The organism is Halobacteriovorax sp. GFR8, assembly GCF_050955245.1.
Lineage (GTDB): Bacteria > Bdellovibrionota > Bacteriovoracia > Bacteriovoracales > Bacteriovoracaceae > Halobacteriovorax_A.
Genome location: NZ_JBPBLR010000002.1, coordinates 2,889,755 through 2,905,959, shown reverse-complemented (window position 1 = coordinate 2,905,959; position 16,205 = coordinate 2,889,755). Strand labels below are relative to the sequence as shown.

15 protein-coding genes are annotated in these 16,205 nt (G+C 36.1%); 5 read left to right on the top strand and 10 right to left on the bottom strand.

Translation table 11 applies throughout. From position 1 onward, the window contains the following. Positions 1 to 6 precede the first annotated feature (6 nt). The 3 genes from ACRXC1_RS14510 to ACRXC1_RS14500 all read left to right on the top strand — a co-directional run bounded on the left by ACRXC1_RS14510 (position 7) and on the right by ACRXC1_RS14500 (position 4,100). Entirely contained in the window at positions 7 to 1,893 is a 1,887-nt protein-coding gene (locus ACRXC1_RS14510; protein ID WP_392910680.1) for an AgmX/PglI C-terminal domain-containing protein, read from the top strand. A gap of 160 nt (positions 1,894 to 2,053) precedes the next feature. Continuing rightward, positions 2,054 to 2,815 carry an outer membrane lipoprotein-sorting protein gene (locus ACRXC1_RS14505; RefSeq protein ID WP_392910678.1) on the top strand — a complete coding sequence of 254 codons (762 nt, stop codon included), beginning with the start codon at positions 2,054 to 2,056 and terminating at the stop codon, positions 2,813 to 2,815. Between the two features lies 1 nt (position 2,816). Then, on the top strand, positions 2,817 to 4,100 hold the full coding sequence (locus ACRXC1_RS14500; RefSeq protein ID WP_433659837.1) for a hypothetical protein: 1,284 nt from the start codon (positions 2,817 to 2,819) through the stop codon (positions 4,098 to 4,100). A 42-nt stretch (positions 4,101 to 4,142) separates the two neighbouring features. On the opposite strand, the gene ACRXC1_RS14495 is transcribed toward ACRXC1_RS14500, so the two are convergent. The 5 genes from ACRXC1_RS14495 to trxA form a co-directional block, all read right to left on the bottom strand. After that, complete coding sequence (locus tag ACRXC1_RS14495) at positions 4,143 to 4,652, bottom strand: biopolymer transporter ExbD (protein ID WP_021268040.1); 510 nt, start codon at positions 4,650 to 4,652, stop codon at positions 4,143 to 4,145. A gap of 21 nt (positions 4,653 to 4,673) precedes the next feature. Then, complete coding sequence (locus ACRXC1_RS14490; RefSeq protein ID WP_392858104.1) at positions 4,674 to 5,201, bottom strand: ExbD/TolR family protein; 528 nt, start codon at positions 5,199 to 5,201, stop codon at positions 4,674 to 4,676. 2 nt (positions 5,202 to 5,203) lie between these two features. Next, positions 5,204 to 5,854, bottom strand: coding sequence for a MotA/TolQ/ExbB proton channel family protein (locus tag ACRXC1_RS14485; protein ID WP_392910671.1), 651 nt, complete (start codon positions 5,852 to 5,854; stop codon positions 5,204 to 5,206). Positions 5,855 to 5,951: 97 nt separating this feature from the next. Further along, the gene (gene gmhA, locus ACRXC1_RS14480) at positions 5,952 to 6,536 is read right to left on the bottom strand and encodes a D-sedoheptulose 7-phosphate isomerase (RefSeq protein WP_433659834.1); all 585 of its coding nucleotides are present in this window, start codon (positions 6,534 to 6,536) and stop codon (positions 5,952 to 5,954) included. A 45-nt stretch (positions 6,537 to 6,581) separates the two neighbouring features. Continuing rightward, positions 6,582 to 6,905: a thioredoxin gene (gene trxA, locus ACRXC1_RS14475; protein WP_021268010.1), complete on the bottom strand. Its 324-nt coding sequence runs from the start codon at positions 6,903 to 6,905 to the stop codon at positions 6,582 to 6,584. Positions 6,906 to 7,101: 196 nt separating this feature from the next. Here trxA and ACRXC1_RS14470 point away from each other — a divergent pair, with 196 nt between their 5' ends. Next, on the top strand, positions 7,102 to 7,599 hold the full coding sequence (locus ACRXC1_RS14470; RefSeq protein WP_392910669.1) for an RDD family protein: 498 nt from the start codon (positions 7,102 to 7,104) through the stop codon (positions 7,597 to 7,599). On the opposite strand, the gene ACRXC1_RS14465 is transcribed toward ACRXC1_RS14470, so the two are convergent. Then, complete coding sequence (locus ACRXC1_RS14465; RefSeq protein WP_392910667.1) at positions 7,596 to 8,063, bottom strand: GAF domain-containing protein; 468 nt, start codon at positions 8,061 to 8,063, stop codon at positions 7,596 to 7,598. The genes ACRXC1_RS14470 and ACRXC1_RS14465 overlap by 4 nt on opposite strands. 73 nt (positions 8,064 to 8,136) lie before the next feature. On the opposite strand from ACRXC1_RS14465, the gene polA reads away from it, so the two are divergent. Beyond that, positions 8,137 to 10,794, top strand: a complete 2,658-nt coding sequence (gene polA / locus ACRXC1_RS14460; protein WP_433659830.1) for a DNA polymerase I — start codon at positions 8,137 to 8,139, stop codon at positions 10,792 to 10,794. Here polA and ACRXC1_RS14455 read toward each other — a convergent pair. From ACRXC1_RS14455 to ACRXC1_RS14440, 4 genes are all read right to left on the bottom strand, one after another. Then, complete coding sequence (locus ACRXC1_RS14455) at positions 10,786 to 11,268, bottom strand: hypothetical protein (protein ID WP_433659828.1); 483 nt, start codon at positions 11,266 to 11,268, stop codon at positions 10,786 to 10,788. The two genes, polA and ACRXC1_RS14455, sit on opposite strands and share 9 nt — an antisense overlap. Continuing rightward, positions 11,256 to 13,715, bottom strand: coding sequence for a hypothetical protein (locus tag ACRXC1_RS14450; protein ID WP_433659826.1), 2,460 nt, complete (start codon positions 13,713 to 13,715; stop codon positions 11,256 to 11,258). Before ACRXC1_RS14450 ends, ACRXC1_RS14455 begins: the two co-directional genes overlap by 13 nt. A 226-nt stretch (positions 13,716 to 13,941) precedes the next feature. Beyond that, positions 13,942 to 14,469, bottom strand: coding sequence for a hypothetical protein (locus tag ACRXC1_RS14445; RefSeq protein ID WP_433659824.1), 528 nt, complete (start codon positions 14,467 to 14,469; stop codon positions 13,942 to 13,944). A 26-nt stretch (positions 14,470 to 14,495) separates the two neighbouring features. Next, on the bottom strand, positions 14,496 to 16,136 hold the full coding sequence (locus tag ACRXC1_RS14440; RefSeq protein WP_433659822.1) for a hypothetical protein: 1,641 nt from the start codon (positions 16,134 to 16,136) through the stop codon (positions 14,496 to 14,498). Positions 16,137 to 16,205: the final 69 nt, after the last annotated feature.

Genomic DNA, 16,205 nt, shown 5'->3' with positions numbered 1-16,205 from the left:
GTAGAAGTGGATCAAGGAAGATCATTTTATTTAAAAGGTAAAAAAGATATTCGTCTACCTCAGAAAAATCGTATTATCTTAGGAGCAAGTGACTCTTGTGATGTACGTATGAGAGGTGCTGGTATCGATGATATTCATTGTCTAATTGAGTTTGCAGACAAGGTATCTATCTACAGTATGTCTTCTTCAAAACCTGTATTAGTTAATGGAGAAGAAATTGTTACAACTGAACTAAAAGGTGGGGAGTCTATTACAATTGGTAATTACTCATTCACTTTTGATTCGACTGCTCAACTTCCTCCTCAGCAACTAATTCACCCTCAAGAGGTTGTGAAGAACTTACCAAAACAACCTAAGTTTAATGACGAGAGAATTAGAAAGGATGAAGAATACCAAGTTAACTATCCTTTAAGTATTGATGATAATGTAAAATTCTCTGAATATATATTTGAAGAACCAGATGAAATTTATCCAATCTTTAAATATAGCATTGATAAAGAAGCTGCGGAAGTTATTATCTTATTTAATGGAAAAATCGTTTCGCTAGATTATATCCCACACAAAGATGGGAAATTCTATTTAGTGGGTTCAAATGCTCGTGGAAATGATATTGAATTTCCATACCTAGGCAAGAAGGATAAAGTTGAGCTTCTAGATATTAGAAAGAATGATGTTGCAGTTGGAACTATTCCTGGATTTGAGCATCGTACATTCTTAAATAATAAAAACGCTAAAAGTTCACTTCGTCGAGATGATATCCATATTTTTGAAAAGGATAATCTAAAGGTTTTTATAAGAGGAACAGAAGCTCCTCCAATCGTTAAGACTGCACCGATCTTTAGACGTGATAAAGAATTAAGAAAATATCTTATTTTCTGTATTCTCTTCTTTATAGTCTTTGCAGCTGGAATGTTGAATTTTAAAGTAGATAAAGAAATCGAAAAAGAAAAGGTTCCTGAAAGAATCGCAAAAATTCTTTATCGTCCAAAACAACTTCGTGTCACTAAGAAGAAGAATGTTGTTAAAAATGAAGTTAAAAAGAAGGTTGAAAAGAAAGCACCAGTTAAACAGGCGGTTTCGAATGTTGAGAAGCCTAAAAAGGTAACAAAAAGTAAAGGTGATCCTAGACAAAAGTCTACTTCAACTCCTAAGAAAGGGAAGGCGAGACAAGGGAAGCCAAATGATAAACAAGTTGTGAGACAAAAGAAAAAGAAGGCGTCTAAGCCTGCTCGTACGACAAATAAGAAAACTACAGTTAAGAAGTTAGCGACAAATAGAAAAAGTCGCGGGAAAGTTGATGTTTATAAATCAACATCTTTTACTTCTTCAATGAACTCACTTATGGCCAAAGGTGGAGCTCTAAATTCTTTTAAAGCTGGTTCTGGAGCAAGTGAAAGCTTTGCAGATGATAACTCTGCACTATCGACAGGTGATTCAGCACAAGTTCAGAAAGCAGATGTTAAGGCAGAAGTTGGTTCATTAAGTAGTAAGGCGAGTGGAAAACTTTCATCATCGTTTGGTACAGATGGACTTGTTCAGAAGAAACAAGTTTATATTGCTGGTGTACCATATCGTGAGGTAATTTTAGGTTCAATGGATCGAAATGATATTATGCGTATTCTAATGGAGAACGTTCCTCAATTTAGATATTGTTACCAGAAAGAACTTGATGTGCAACAGAAAGGTATTTCTGGAGTTCTTGGAATGGAATTTGTTATTGGTGCCTCTGGTAACGTGACAAAGGCAAGTGTTGCCAAAGCAGACCGAGGTGTTCCGCCAAGTGTTAAAAATTGTGTTGTAAATCATTTAAAAACAATTCAATTCCCACGACCAAAAGGTGGGGCCGAAGTTGGTGTTCACGTACCACTTAACTTAAATTCAAGCGCTTACTAAATTCATCTAAAAAACACTAACGCCCCTTGTTGTAAAATAAGGGGCATATTTTCAATAATTTAATGAATCCATTGTCATTATCACGAGTAAATGTTCAATCATTGTGTTGTGAATGCTACTATCTGATGGGAAAACATACCGAAAAAACACGAGGTTTCTAATGAAGATAGTTAAACTTTTATTAATGTTATTAACACTTTCTGTATTTGCTAATGATAAAGGCCTAGAGATTGCTAGGAAAATGGATCAAGCGAATAAGGGTTATATTGGTGATACATCAACGATGGAGCTTGTCCTAGTTGATTCAAGTGGTGTTGAAATTATCCGTGAAATGCTAGGGGCATCTGGAGAATTTGATGGTGTTGATAAGAGTTTAATGGAGTTTAAAAAACCATTAGATGTTAAAGGAACAAAGCTACTTACTTGGACATGGAAAAATGAAAAAGATGATGACCAATGGCTTTATCTTCCGTCTTTAAAGCGAGTTAAGAAAATTAATTCACGCTCAAAAGGTAGTTCATTTATGGGTTCTGAATTCTCGTTCGAGGATATTGGTGGTCAAACAATTGAGAAATACAATTATAAATATCTAAAAGATGACAAGGTTGCAGGACAAAAAGTTTGGGTACTTGAAAGAGTTGCAAAGGCTAAGAGTTCTTACTCTAAAGTAGTGCTTTACGTTTCTCAAAAGTACTTAGCACCAGTTAAGTCAGAATATTACAATAAAAGAAATGAACACATTAAAACTTCTACAATGGATGAATTCAAATCATACACTGTTGGTAAGAGAAAGATGTGGCGTGCTAATAAAATTGTTATGTTAAACCTTAATAATAAGAAGCAGTCGATTTTTAAGTGGAAAAATAGAGTTATTGGTAAGGCCGTTAATGAGAATGATCTTACTAAGAGGAAGTTAAAGTAAATTGAAAACACTAATATACGGATTAATCACAGGTGCGCTTACACTATCAAGCCTTAGTTCTTTAGCTGATGGTAGAGGTGAGGTTTCATTAAACTTTAGAGGTTATGTTGATGATGCTCAAACTCTTTTAGGAGAGAATCAGCCTAATGAATTGGCCTTTGTTAAAGTTGCCTTAGAAGATAGAGGTGACTGGAGCGGGTGGGAATATAACCTTTCTCTCGTCGGTCGTGCTGATGAGAAGTATCAAGACAATAGTTATGTGGACTTCAATGAATTAAACCTAGGGCGTAGTTTTGGCAATTGGCAGGCTTCAGTAGGACAACATACCTTTATGTGGTCACGTCTTGAAGCATACCATGTTGTGGATGTTATCAACTCTCGTATCAATGATGGCAATATTGAACGCTTTGAAAAACTTGGAGAAACTTCTGTTGTTCTAAGTCACTATACAAGCATTGGAACGATGAAGTTTATCTATATGCCATACTTTAAAGAAGGCTTCTATCCTGATTCAAAAATGAGAATCTTTGATGGCCTTAGTCCTCAAAAACAAAATGTCGTTAAAGGCAATAAAATTACGGACTCAGATGAAGATAATGAATTTGATCAATTCGCAGTTTACTATGCACATCAGTTTGGTGATCTCGATCTTACTGTCTTTGCTATTGATCATATTGATCGTACGAGACCTGTTTTCGCGGCAGCATCTGTACCTGATTTATTAGCAGGGAATATCAATGCGTATTATCTTGATGTTGCTGATTACGGTACTGCGGCCACTTACTTTTGGGGTGAGCAAACTTTTAAATTCGAATACCTTTACTCTGACTTTAATGTAAACGACTCAGTTTCAATTATTGACTATACTGGTGGGCAAAGAGAGATCTTTAACTATCAACTAGCGTCTATTGGTCACGAGTACACATATAATTATGATAATAATTGGAGTTCTGGATTCTATACTGAATACCAACGCGTCCTTGGTGTTGGTAAAGATAAAAGAAGCCAAGCTCAGATTTTTCAAAATGATCTCTTTATTGGTCATCGTCTAGCACTTAACGATGCATACTCAAATGAGTTTATGCTCGGTCTCTACATTGACCTTGAGAGAGCAGGGGAGACTCTTTACTACTTGAGCTATGAGCGCCGCCTAAACAACGCATGGAAGATGAAGTTAAACTTCCGTGGAGTGACAATTGGTGATGATGCTAAGGCCGACAATCGAGGGCTCTATGTTCTTGATGGGGATGATGAGTTTGGCGTGACTTTAACTAGATTCTTCTAGCACAAATAAAAAAGGCTCCTTTCGGAGCCTTTTTCTTTATTACTACTCTTGTCCAAGAACAACGAATTTATACTGTTGAAAACCCGCTTCAGCAGCAGTGTGCATAAGCTTTTTAACATAGTTATACTTCAAAGACTTATCAATAACCAGATTCACAATACCCGAGAATTTTTTCGCATTAGGTGTCATCTTTGCAAGATCATCAATTTCTTTCTTCTTTGCAACGAGCTCGTTATAAAGTGGAACAATAAGCTTCCCACCTTGAGAGTAGAGCTGTCCTTTGAAGGTTTCAGTATTAAGGACTTCTTTATCGTCAACCCAGACGATCTTTGTCGAAACCTGAACAACAACACCTTGCTCATTAATAGACTTTGAAGCAGAGTGTGGGATTGTAATATCTTTTGGAATATTAAGAATTACACCTGTTGTATCATAGCTTCGAATTAGGAATACAAGAAGAATAACAAGAATGTCGAGAAGGGAAGTGATGTCAATATCAAACGGTTCCTTCTTTCTTCTGATTCCTCTATTTCTAATTGAACGATTTCTCATAATAAACCTGATTCTTTATTTCTACGATTGTGTATCGCCAAAAATAATATTGTTAAATAGCTCTAGAACCTTTACGTCCTGTCCATCTCTCTTTGTCCAAACTTCTGGGTCTGTTTTCTTGATATCGCGAACAGCATCCATGATCTTAATTAATTCTTCGTAAGAGATATTTGCATTTGGGATGAAGATAACTTCTTTCTCATCCACATATCTCTTCTTAAGGTCAATTAACTTTTCTCTTAGTTTGAATAGATCGTACTCACCATCAGCTGTTTTACCTGCTGTAAAGATACGTCTCTCATTTGGCCCAGAGTGTAGAGTGATATTACTCGTGTTGATCTTTAGAGTTAGATCTAATCTCTCTTTTTGCTTCTTTGGTGGAGTTGAGTTTGAAATGATAGGAACATCAGATCCAATCTCATAAATTCTCACAAAATTTGCAGACATTAAAAGAAAGAAGATAAAGATGAAGACCGAATCTAAAATTGGAATTAGATTCAGTCTCTCAACTTTCTTATTCTTATATTTTCGACTCGGTTTTCTATACATAATTACTTACTTTCTTCTGTATTTAAGATGTCCATTAACTTAACTGAATACTCATCGATCTCATTGATGATCTTTTCAGACTTTGAACTTAGGAAAGCGTGAATGATCATAATAGTGATCGCTACAAGTAGACCAAGGAATGTTGTGTTCATTGCTTGTGAAATACCTTTAGCAAGAAGTTCTGCCTTTTGCGTTGGATCAGCAGCAGCAACGGCCGCAAATGAAGCGATTAGACCTTGGATCGTTCCCAGAAGTCCGAATAGTGTTGAGATATTAGCAATTAGCTGTAGGTAGTTAAGTCTTAGTTCTACTTTTGGAATGATTTCTAAAGCAGTTGCATCGATTGCGTTTTGAATTTGCTCTGGTTTAGCAGAAGCTCTTTCAAGTCCACTTCTTAATACCTTTGGTAGGGCAGCGTTTGATCCTGAACATACACGTGAGGCACCTTCAACATCGTTTGCCATAATATAGCGACGAAGTTCATTCATAAATGATGCTCCATCAACATCAAATTTAAAGCTTAGTTTAAAGAATCTTTCTAATCCAATAGCTAGACCAACGGCCCAGATAAAGAGAATGATCCACATGAAGATTCCACCGTTTTGAAAAAAAGCAGCGATCGTGTTTACCGATGATACAGCTGTGCCTTCCATTTATAGCTCCTTAAAATTATGTACTAACTTAAGAATATTTTAACTCATATTCGCGTCAAGCACTTGATTTTAAAGACTTGGAAGTTTGTGCCGGTTCCTACTCGTAATTATTAGGGAATACTTGTCGCTCAATTCCCTCTATAAACGTATGAATAATTTTAATATGCATTTCTTGAATTCGATCAGAAAGATCAGCTTCAATAACGATAGGGAAGTCCACAAGATCCTTCATTTTACCACCGCCTTTTCCAAGAAGACCGACTACTTTCATCCCTTTTTCATGAGCTGATTTTACGGCCTCAAGACAATTTGGTGAATTACCTGAAGTTGAGATGGCAAGAAGGACATCTCCTTTGTGTCCATGGGCCTCAACATATTTTGAAAAGATATATTCAAAACCATAGTCGTTGGCCACACAAGTGATATGAGAAGAGTCCGCGATAGCAATGGCCGGCATTGCTGGGCGATCTTTACGAAAACGTCCTGTAAGTTCTTCAGCGAAATGCATCGCATCGCACATAGAACCACCATTTCCACAGCTGATCACACGGCCTCCACCTTTAATGGCCGTAACCATTTCGTTTATCGCTTTCTCCATAGTGGCGAAGTTTTCTTCATTAGCGATAAATTTTGTTAGAGTTTCTTGGGCGTGATTAAATGCGTGGGAAATAAAATTAGACATAAATTCCTTCTCAAAAAAGAAAAGCCTCTATCGTAGAGGCTTTTATTACATAAGTTCTTCTAAAGACTTCTTAATTTCTTCTTTTGTTTGAACACCAACTAGAGTCTTGCTTGCTTGACCGTCTTTAAAGAAGATCATTGTTGGGATCCCTCTAATTCCGTATTGTTGAGCAAGTTCTCCGTTATCATCAACGTTCACTTTTAAGATTGTTGCAGTTTCACCAATTTCTGATGCTACTTCATCAAGTACAGGTCCAAGTGTTTTACAAGGTCCACACCACTCTGCCCAGAAGTCCACTAGAACTGGCTTCGCGCTTTTTAGTACATCAGATTCAAAATTTGTTACGTCAGTTTTACCAACAGTACTCATATAATTATCCTCCAGAGCGTATGTGCTCTATTTAGTCTCAGTCTAAAGTTATATATTAAAATCCTATTTTTGGCTATTAATCAAAGTCTATTGACTGATAGAGAAGTTAAGCATTTCTTTAGTTAATATCTATTGTTTGGACTAGGTGCAAAAAATGCCTTGTTTTCTAATAAAATTCATAGGATAAGATAGTTATATGGATAGAAAGTACCTCTTAAAGTCGGCCATTAAGGTTGCACGTTATTCACGCATACTCGCTAAGGCAATTGACCTTTTTATTGTCGTCGTTTTGTCTCTATTCTTGTATCCAATTGGTATTCTTCTTTCGATCGTCTACTTAACTTTTGCTGACTCAATTCAAAATGGTCAGTCTGTTGGTAAGAAATTTATTGGCTTTAGAGTAATTTCTTTAGTTGACGGAACACCTTGTTCACTTAAGCAAAGTTTTATTAGAAATCTACCTTTTATTATTCCATTAGTATTTGCCATTATCCCTGTCGCTGGTTGGTTTATGGCGGTTATCGTTGGGGTTCCAATTGTGGGGATTGAGCTTTATCTCCTCTATAAGCTTGATTCAGGGCATCGCCTAGGTGATGTTATGGCCGACACAACTGTTATGGCAAACGATGATACAATGCTTGCAATTAAAAAGCGCAAAACAAATTGGTTTGAAGACCAGGGGACTCAAGCTTAGGCGAAGACTGTATTGATAATCTCTTCTAAATTACTTTTATCAATTTCATTAAAGCTTGCAAGTAAATCACTATCAACATCTAGGACTGCAATTAACTTTTCATTTTCTAAAACGGGAATAACAATTTCGGACTGACTCTTTGGGTCACAAGTGATGTGATTTTCAATAGAGTGAACATCTTCAACGATTTGCGTTTCCAATGTTTGGGCGGCAGTGCCACAAACTCCCTTGCCGAAAGGGATACGAAGACAACCAAGGGTTCCTTGATAAGGGCCTACAACAAGTTCTTTCTCTTTAGTAGGGTCAATCATGTAGAATCCACACCAGTAGTAATGGGGAAATGCCTGCTTTAAAATACAAGAAATGGTGGCCATTTTTGCAATTGTGCTACTTTCGCCTTCACAAATAGCAAAGATATCACGCTTCACTCTGGTATAAATTTCGATCTTTTGTGCATTGTCCATAATCGATTCTCCACATTAATCATTAACAGATTCAACATAATTGGCTAGATTTATAGCATAAATTGGAGATTATATGTCAAAGAAAAGATTAATCGTCGTCGACGTCAGTAACTTTATATTCCGTGCATTTTTTGCAATTCGTTCTATGAATGCCCCAGACGGAACACCTGTTAATGCCACTTATGGTGTGCTTTCAATGTTATTAAAAATTATGGCCAATTATAGGCCAACACATATGCTTCTTGCTCGCGATACTTCGGGTGGCTCTTTTAGAAATGAACTTTATGATCAGTATAAGGCCAATCGTTCTGAACCACCTGAAGAACTTGTTCCTCAGTTCGCACTTATCAAAGAACTTATCGACAAGATGGGTCTTCTAAATGTTGCCAATGAAACATATGAGGCCGACGACATTATTGGCTCAACTGTTGTTCAGTGGAAAGATGATTTTGATGAAATCCTAATCGCTTCAGGTGATAAGGACCTTATGCAATTTGTTGGCGGCAATATTAAGATGCTCGATACGATGAAGGACGTTACTTACGATGAGAAGGGTGTCTTTGAAAAGATGGGGGTACGCCCAGATCAAATCGTTGATTATTTATCAATGGTGGGGGACACTTCGGATAATATTCCAGGTATGCGTGGAATCGGTGCAAAGGGGGCCGCAAAACTGCTTGCCGAGCATGGAACTCTTGAGAAATGTTTTGAAGTTTCAGATACATTCAAAGGAAAGAAGTTAACAACTGCTTTTACTGAACATGTTGAGGATGCAAAGCTCTCAAAAGAACTAATTAAGATCGTCACAGATATTGATTTAGAGTGTAAGGCAGAGGATTCTGAGATTAAGTTCTATCCTTCAGAGGAGCTTCTAACATTTCTTAAAGATCTTGGTATGAACTCAATGATTAAGAGAATGGAAGATCTCAAATACCAACTTTCTATTGCAGATGGTGAGGAAGGAGAAGGTGAAGAGCTTGCATCTCCTTTTGAGCACAAAGTTACGACTCTTGATGAATTTAAGAAGCTTATAAAAGATCAAACAGCTCTTGCTGTTCAAACAGAGTTTGATAGTGAAGATATTCATGCTCGCAATCTTGTAGGTATAAGTATTTCATTTGATGATAATAATTCTTACTTTGTCGAAGTAAATGACTCTAATGAGAAAGAGCTGTTAGAGCTAATATGGGGTAATGAATCGAGAGAAGTATATAGTGAACACTCAAAGCGTGACTACTCTCACTTACTTAGACGTGGACTAGATTTTAAGGCGAATAATTTTGATGTTACACTGGCCCACTATAATGTTAGTCCAAGTACGAGACATAATCTTGACGTTATCGCATCTAATGTAAATGTAAAGGTAACGAATCTTGATAAGAAGACTCCTTTTATTACTTCACTTGAAACGGTTGAAGATAAGGCTTCTTATTCTGGCCTAAGATCAATTGCAGTCTTTAGGCTTGCAAACCAGCTAAAAGAAGAGCTTAAAGAGAAAGAGCTCGTTAGTGTTTATGAAGATATCGACAATAAGCTTATTCCAATCTTAGCTGAAATGGAATTTGAAGGTGTTCATTTAAATAAGGAATATCTTTATGAAATGGCAAAAGATCTACAAGAGTCTTTAGATAAGATTCAAAAGAAAGTTGATTCATATTCAATGAATGACACAATTAATTTGAATTCACCAAAACAAGTAGGGGAATTCTTATTTAATGAATTATCATTCCCTGTTGTTAAGAAAACGAAAACAGGTTACTCAACGGATTCTTCTGTACTAGAAGAGCTTGATTCAAAAAATATTAATGAGGTCCCAGGTTTAATTCTTCAGTATCGTGAATTAGGGAAGATTCTTTCGACATATGTGAAGGCCCTTCCTGAAATAGTAAATCCTAAAACAGGAAAGGTTCATACAAGCTTTAATCAGCATGTTGCTCAAACTGGCCGACTTTCAAGTGTGAACCCGAACCTTCAAAATATTCCAATTCGTTCTGAAACAGGACGACTTGTGAGAAAGGCATTTATAGCTACACCTGGTAACTTACTTTTAGCTGCCGATTATTCTCAAGTTGAACTTAGAATTCTTGCTCATTATAGTGAAGATCCAACAATGATTAAGGCCTTCAATGAAGACAAGGATATCCACGCGCAAACGGCAAGTGAAATTAACGGGATTGCCCTTGAGGAAGTTACAAGCGATGAGCGTTCAAAAGCTAAGGCCGTTAACTTTGGCCTTATGTATGGGCAGTCTTCATTTGGTTTAGCTTCAGCTCTTAAGATTTCAAGAAAAGATGCTAAAGCCTATATTGAAAAATACTTTGAAAGATTTTCAAAAATTAAAGGCTTCTTAGATAGCCTAAAAGAAGACGCTGAAAAAACAGGTTATTCAATTACAATGTATGGAAGAAAGAGATTTCTTCCTGATATTCATTCTAATAACCGTACGATCAAAGCAAATGCAGAGCGTATGGCAATTAATTCACCTATTCAGGGGACAGCTGCTGATATCATTAAATGTGCAATGATTAACATTGATGCTGAAATGAAAAAGCGCGGACTAAAGTCTAAAATGATTCTTCAGGTACACGATGAGCTTATCTTTGATGTTCTTGAGTCTGAGCTTGATGAAATGAAGACTCTTGTCAAAGAAGGCATGGAAAATGTTGTCGAGTTAAAAGTTCCACTAAAAGTTGATCCAGCATTTGGTGTTAACTGGTACGATCTAAAATAATTGTGCAGTATATATTTCCTCTCCACAGTAAATAAGCTCTGGAGAGGAGAATGTATCTGCATATCCTCTTTTAAAAAATATAATTGCATCGTGCTTATTTGGGCACAAATCTTTATAAAGTAATCTTTTGATCTCTGGTGAGCGACTTGAAACTAGGTCATAGGGAGAGTTGTAGCTGATGGTAATATAGTCTGCTGTATAAAGATAAGTGATGAATTCATCAAGAGTTATCACTTCATTTGGATGGAGATAGGTTGTTATATGATTGAATATGAATGTAGAGTTTACTGAGTCAGAAAAACATTCATCACAAATGGCCTCTTCAATAATATCGGAACTTTGACCATCAAGACAACCAATGTTGGAACACTCTAAGTGTAGTTCTTTTGTGAAATTTAGTGTCCAAACAATCTTAACATCTATTGCATAAGTGCTAATAATTGGTAAGAAAAATAATAGTATTATTGCTCGCATGATGAAAATAACCTCGCAAAATTTTGCTCCACCCTAACTGTTAAATCATTTTTGCATTCTCTGACTTTAAATTTGTATCCATCAACAACTCTCTTTGAGGCGAAGATAGTAAAGTTTCGCTCAAGAACTGTCTCTACAGCTAATTTTTCATCTTGGTTACTTAGGCAGTGGTTTCCATTCAAAAGAGTTGAACGACATCTTTTAGGAATTTCACCAAAACGCTGATAAGTTGTTTTAAGTTTTTCTAAGTCTAATTCCCATCTTCTAGGGATATTATCAAAATCAGTTAGGCCTTTGTATAAACTATAAAGGGCCCTTGCTACATAGAAGAAAGGACCGAGTTTAGAATTAAAGTAGGTGAGTGTGTTTGATATCCCTTCAAAATTGATTCGACATGCAGCACATGCAGCTCGACGACTAGGGTCTTTAGAAGACACATCAGAACCACTATTAGCAATTACGTCACCACCGCTGCGATCAAAGCAAGCACCAACAGAGATGCCTCTGAAATGATATAAATTTGTTGGACTCTTAGTACTACCTGTAATTGAGAGTGCACAAGGAACCCCAATTAATGGCCCAAATTCAGTAATGAGCTCAACGTTAACTTTTGATTTTTCGTAGTCTTTATTAAATTCAATTTGGCCATCTTTAATCATCTTATTAAATGAAGTGACGTAGCCGGGTGTAAGACTCACTCTTGTATAAAGAACACCTGGTGTGAAGAAACTCATCAGTCCCTGACCAATATCAGATACAAATTGAGTCATGACTTGCTTTGTTTTGAAATATGGATCATATACCTTGCAAGAGACGCGATCTGCATATGGGTTAAATAAGTCGGCCGAAGCTTGAGAAAACTTTGCTTTCCAGAAAAGATCACCATAGTAGCTAGCTCGAGATGTTTCAATAATATTAATAATTGATTTTCGTAAACAATGACTTATCGAACGACAAATAATATCTCCATTCTTATAAGTGATAAAATCTTGTGAAAGAGCATCACTCTCATAATGCTTTTCTGGAAATGTTTCAAATGTTTTTGCCGCGCGTGTCTTATCGATATACCACTGATGAAAACCTTCGTATTCTATCTCAAATTCATCATTCCAAATATTTTTTTGTTCAAGACTTTTACAGTAAGCACGTGTCTCATCCATGAGGGACTTATAATAATCGATAACATCATCATAGGGCATCTTTGAAAAGATAAGGTCGAGATTATCAATTAGTTCAGTTCCTTTAAGGCCTTCAATATGTTTTTTAGTAAAGCTAAATAGATCATCAGAGATAACAGAAGCTTCTGCACATAAGTAATAAAGATCATTTTTAATAGTATTTCCATCTAGATTTCTAAAGTAAAATGATAGCTGTTCTTTAACTTCCTCTGGCGTTAGGCGATTTCTCACTAGTGTAAAAAATGTTAATGAATCAATGAGTTTGTTTTTAACGTAGTTTTTGGTTTGCGTTTGGTTTTTAAATATGTGCTCGATCCATTTATCAGCATCGTTATACGAGGCAATATCGAGAATGTCCTGATTAACACTAGCAAATGGGTCCTTTAAAAGATCGTTTTGAACTCCTTCAGAAATAGGCGCTAGAATGTCGAGTTCTAAGGCATCCTTTTCAAAATTCTTGCGAGAGAACTCTCTAAATGAGTTTTCTGCGAGTCTTTTATTATTACAAGCGGGAATGATGTCACTCTTACATCCATTAGGAGAAAAAAGTATATAGTCTTGGGTATTTGAATTTCTAATGATTTGTTCGTACTTAGAGTTCTCAACTTTCAAATTCTTCATTGCCCAAGCAAAATAGAGCTTCATGGAATTCCAGTAGTCAAACCCAATTTCTTTCTCCCAGTATCTCTTTTTAATTCCTTCGATATCAAACTGGTAACCAGAAACTTGTAGGTTATCAATCTTGTCAATATCTTCTAAGCGACAATCAGATACTCTTTCATCTAAATCTAGTAGCTCTTGAGCGATACGGTTAAGATCTTGGACTGAGGGCTTTTGACCAAAAAGGTTTGCTTGTAATGGTCCGAACTTTTTTATTCTAATGCACTTAAATGTTTCATCGTTTTTGATATATTTTTTTTGGATGTAATTGCTATCTTCAAAACTATCGTATAGTCGATGCTTAAGCTTATGAGAGTTTGTCCAAAGAATATCCATATAATTATTAAGTTTTGGACATTCTAACTTACCATAACACTCTTTTAAAATTTTTTGATACTTAACTGGTATATTGTTTTCACTATCTAGATAGGGAAGAAGTGGTATCTCTTGATGAATGAGTTTTTGATGAATTTCATAAAGAAGGCGAGTTACCTTATTTCTGTAATCTCTTACGAGCTCTTTAATAACTTTTGTTTTATCCTGTCCCGTTCGATTTGCCAGACGATATGCTGCTTTGGCAGGTATTGTGTTATTTAAGAAAATAAACATCGAAGTTGTAGGTTTCTTTGAGTCAATCGCACAAGAAGCTCGATTATTTAAGTCGATAGTTGTTAGAGGTGTAACTAAATCATTTAGTCCTTGATGTTGCCAATCATGCCATTTGATTTTTGCATGGGCGTAAAAGTAATTAAAAATAGAAATAAAAAACCTCTCATCATAGAGAGGTTTTATAATTTAGAATTTTCCTTAACAATTAAAGAAAAGCTTAATTTTTTTAGCTTCCGCCATTTCCACTACAGTTGCTTGATTTTCCAATGATCGTTGTATAGAAAAGAATCATTGCTTCGTCAGCAGGAGTGAAGCCACGGCGTGTATTACCATCTGTGTCAAGTAGGCCATACATATAACGGTTAATAGCAATATAAACAGACTTAGGTACCTTAATACGTTGAGTACACTTACCGTTGTAGTATCTAACGTTAACTCCCCAGTATTCTCCGTTAATTTGTCCACCGTATCCTCCAGTGTAGATATTAACTCCACTTCCAGCTTGTTGATTCATTCCTTCACCAATATTGAATCCTACTTCAAAACCAGCAAATTTGTTTTCTGTTGAGAAGAGAGTACATTCTCCTTTTCGACACGAGACTTTAATGTCTTCTTCAATTCTTAGTAGAATTTCTTCATTTGAAAATTTCTCAAATTCAAATTGGTCCTCTCCACTACCAAACATATCATCAACATCGTTTGCGAAAGTCGTGCTTGTAAACATTAATAATAAAATCATCAGTAATTTCTTCATTGTTTCCCCTTTGCTATATATAGCTACTAAAAATCAATATCCCCAAAATCATCATCACTGTCATCGTCCGTTGGATCTTTCCCTGGAGGAGTACAAGTAAAGTATGGTGCTGTATAGTTGTTAACTGTTTTATTATCTTGAAGGTTACCCTCTTTCTTATATTCTAAAACTTCTGAAATTAGTTCTCCTGTTTTTTCATCTTGAGTTACCTTGAATTTTAATTTTAGCCTTAACTTGTGATCTTTCATCAGGACACATGATCCGTTAATACAGTAGTCTGAAAAGTATGGAGGCCATACGGGATCATCAAATACACGGCTAATTGAATTAACTGTATTCATAACTCCAAGGTGACTATTACCTGTGAATTTTATCGTATCAAAGACAGGGTAGCTTGGAAGTGTCTTTAAAACTTCAACTTGTGAGAATGGTGAAATTTCACCAATCGTTCTTCCTTCTCTATTGATAGAAGGGATTGTCGTCGGACGTAAGTTTAAACGAGACTTAATACGGCCCTTGAACATCATGAAGTTATATTCTTGATCATCAAGGATAACTTCAAGTTCGTAATCCTTACCGATTTCAAAATAATTGGATGTAATTTGTGTACCAACACCATTGATTAATCCTGTCCAATTCGCTGGAGCGATTCCTCCATCAAACCAAGAAGTAACATAGTGCTTTTTTCCATTTCCTGCTAGTTGTGTGAGGACGAACTCAGCAGCAATCGGTTGAGTATAATTACATGGTGCTGTACATGGCTTTCCTTGTTCACATTTCTTTTCACATGAATTTCTTACGAATAATGGTACACCAAAGTATGCACTATTCTTGGCTTCTTTCGATGTTGTCAGATATAGCTTTCCAAGTTGAATGTCACTTACTGGCCATTTCGTTGGAAACTTTGGCTCGTCTGGCTCAACTGTTTTATTTACTGCTAAGATTCCTTCAGGTGATTGATTTAATCTTAGTTTAAAGTCTTTAATGTATTTTAAATCTGGAGAGCGACCAGTTGCATCTCCTGATACATAGATACCAATAGATGCTAAAATATCTTGTAATTCAAATTCATTTTCTGTGTAGAAGTCATTTGTTAAACAAGCCTCATTAATGATTGGTTTAATGATATAGGCAGAGTCAGTACTTGGTTTAAAGAAACAGTAGTACCCTTGAAATCTAGCACTGTTCTTATCGATTCTTGTGACTTTACAGCCTGACTGAGTTTTTGGGAATTCGATACCAGACTCAGCAACGTCATTAACTTCAAACTCGAGGCATCGATTCATGATACGACGACGTTTTAGTAGGCGTTGCTCTCTTTCATCCTTAGTTGTTCCATTTGTATCTTCAAGATTTTCGATACGGCAGAAATCTTTAGAGCCGTAAGTAACCTTGTCATTAATACTGTATGTAAGGAATTTATCTGTGAGAACGAAATTTTCAATTCCTACAGTAATCATTGTGTAATGATTATTTGATGCCGCAGTCAAGCAGTTTGATGCAAGAATATTTGGCATTTTTTCTCTTCTAGTTCCTGAATCGTCGTAAATATACAGACCTTTACTGAGTGGAGAAATTGAAATGTTAATATTCTTTGGTGCAGTTGCAACTAAGCACGCAAGAGTATTAAATGTTAAAAATAATAGTATTAAGCCCCTGTAAATCATATTTCCCCCGCACATCTCTTCACTTAGTAAAGGCAGGGTGGAGAACCACCCTGCAGTATTTAAAGACTT

What these genes read in the sequence shown, in the direction of transcription:
- ACRXC1_RS14505 (WP_392910678.1), top strand. Translation starts at nt 2,054, where the DNA reads ATGAAGATAGTTAAACTTTTATTAATGTTATTAACACTTTCTGTATTT.
- ACRXC1_RS14495 (WP_021268040.1), bottom strand. Translation starts at nt 4,652, where the DNA reads ATGAGAAATCGTTCAATTAGAAATAGAGGAATCAGAAGAAAGAAGGAA.
- ACRXC1_RS14490 (WP_392858104.1), bottom strand. Translation starts at nt 5,201, where the DNA reads ATGTATAGAAAACCGAGTCGAAAATATAAGAATAAGAAAGTTGAGAGA.
- ACRXC1_RS14485 (WP_392910671.1), bottom strand. Translation starts at nt 5,854, where the DNA reads ATGGAAGGCACAGCTGTATCATCGGTAAACACGATCGCTGCTTTTTTT.
- gmhA (WP_433659834.1), bottom strand. Translation starts at nt 6,536, where the DNA reads ATGTCTAATTTTATTTCCCACGCATTTAATCACGCCCAAGAAACTCTA.
- trxA (WP_021268010.1), bottom strand. Translation starts at nt 6,905, where the DNA reads ATGAGTACTGTTGGTAAAACTGACGTAACAAATTTTGAATCTGATGTA.
- ACRXC1_RS14470 (WP_392910669.1), top strand. Translation starts at nt 7,102, where the DNA reads ATGGATAGAAAGTACCTCTTAAAGTCGGCCATTAAGGTTGCACGTTAT.
- ACRXC1_RS14465 (WP_392910667.1), bottom strand. Translation starts at nt 8,063, where the DNA reads ATGGACAATGCACAAAAGATCGAAATTTATACCAGAGTGAAGCGTGAT.
- polA (WP_433659830.1), top strand. Translation starts at nt 8,137, where the DNA reads ATGTCAAAGAAAAGATTAATCGTCGTCGACGTCAGTAACTTTATATTC.
- ACRXC1_RS14455 (WP_433659828.1), bottom strand. Translation starts at nt 11,268, where the DNA reads ATGCGAGCAATAATACTATTATTTTTCTTACCAATTATTAGCACTTAT.
- ACRXC1_RS14450 (WP_433659826.1), bottom strand. Translation starts at nt 13,715, where the DNA reads ATGTTTATTTTCTTAAATAACACAATACCTGCCAAAGCAGCATATCGT.
- ACRXC1_RS14445 (WP_433659824.1), bottom strand. Translation starts at nt 14,469, where the DNA reads ATGAAGAAATTACTGATGATTTTATTATTAATGTTTACAAGCACGACT.
- ACRXC1_RS14440 (WP_433659822.1), bottom strand. Translation starts at nt 16,136, where the DNA reads ATGATTTACAGGGGCTTAATACTATTATTTTTAACATTTAATACTCTT.